Source organism: Kocuria salsicia, from assembly GCF_039532055.1.
GTDB classification, from domain to species: Bacteria; Actinomycetota; Actinomycetes; order Actinomycetales; family Micrococcaceae; genus Kocuria; species Kocuria salsicia.
The window spans coordinates 1-1,469 of the sequence record NZ_BAAARF010000018.1; the positions used below are offsets into that span (position 1 = coordinate 1).

At 63.8% G+C, this 1,469-nt stretch carries 1 protein-coding gene; it reads right to left on the bottom strand.

The annotated features are described in order from the left end of the window. Positions 1–35: 35 nt before the first annotated feature. Positions 36–1,412: an IS30 family transposase gene (locus tag ABD264_RS11490; protein WP_055085801.1), complete on the bottom strand. Its 1,377-nt coding sequence runs from the start codon at positions 1,410–1,412 to the stop codon at positions 36–38. Between the last annotated feature and the right edge of the window lie 57 nt (positions 1,413–1,469).

A 1,469-nucleotide genomic window follows, 5' to 3' on the forward strand; every position in this document is an offset into this window, starting at 1 on the left:
GGCAGGTTCCAGGGGTCCTCGCAACACCTGGTTGTTTAGTCAGTGATTAGTAGATCACGCAGACGCTGGGCTGGGTTCTTCCAGTCCAGCGTTTTGCGTGGTCGCCCGTTGAGTTCCTGGGCAACATGCTCGAGATCCTCCGGGCTGTAGACCCCTAGATCGGTGCCCTTGGGGAAGTACTGGCGCAGCAACCCGTTCGTGTTCTCATTCGAGCCGCGTTGCCAGGGCGAGTGCGGATCACAGAAGTACACCGGCACTCCCGTGGCGATCGTGAACTGTTTGTGCCGTGCCATCTCCGCACCCTGGTCCCACGTCAGGGACCCTCGCAGGTGCTGGGGCAAGGACCCGATCAGCCTGACCAGAACATCGCGGACTTCCTCGGCCGTGTGACCTCCCGGCAGGTGCCCGAGCATCACGTACCGCGTGGAACGCTCGACCAGGGTCACGATCGCGGAACTACCGCCGGTACCCACGATCAGATCCCCTTCCCAGTGTCCGGGCACAGCCCGGTCCTCTATCGTCGGTGGTCGGGCAGAGATCATCACCATCTCATCGACGAAGCGCGCAGAACGCGCCTGGGGGTCACGGTGGGGTTTGCGTCGGGTCCGGCCCGTGCGCAATGCGGCAGCGACCTCGCGTTTGAGCCCACCACGGGCTTGGAGATACAAGGCCTGATAAATCGTCTCGGTGCTCACGCGCATGCTTCTCTCCTCGGGGAACTCCTCGATAAGAGTGTTGCTGATCTGCTGCGGAGACCACCGCAGCAACAGCCTGGCCTGCACGTACTCCCGTAGCCGGCCCGGGGCCAGGAGCTTGGCCTGTTTCGGACGAGCCCGTGAGCGCGCCCAGCCACGGTGAGCGACATAGGCCCTGTAGTGCCCTGCCACGGAACGGTTGTCGATCTCTCGTTTGATCGTCGAGGCAGGCCGACCCAGAGCACGGCCTATCGCGCGCAGACTGACACCAGCCCGGTGCAGGTCAGCGATCGTCTCGCGTTCTGCCACGGTGAGGTACCTGCGGTGCAGCACCGCGTCTAACGCCGAGACCGATGGGGCATCAGCAACAGTGGTCATCCCAGTGTTGTAATCCACTCTGCGCCCGTCTGGGTAGACCCGTGCTCGTCTCACATGCCGCACGCCGCGGTCCCAGTCCGAGGCCGTCTTGATATGCACACCAACCCGCGCCGCGGCCACGGTGCGCGAGACACCCTCAGCGCGTAGCTGCTCGTACTGGCCGCGACCTGGATGGCCACGACTGGCACCGGGCTTCCCACGTCCTCGGATCCCTGCCGCACGCGCCCATCCGTAAGCGGTATTACGGTTCACTCCCACATGAGACGCGGCAGCAGTGATGCTGCCCTCCAGATGCTCCAGTGCCTGGAAGAACGCGTCCTTCACCTCATGAGACGCCATGGTCCTCGCAACTCCCCAAAAATTCAGGGCGTTGCGAGGACCACTAGAAACTGCCCC

Coding starts and splice junctions, on each gene's coding strand:
- ABD264_RS11490 (WP_055085801.1), bottom strand. CDS start 1,412: ATGGCGTCTCATGAGGTGAAGGACGCGTTCTTCCAGGCACTGGAGCAT.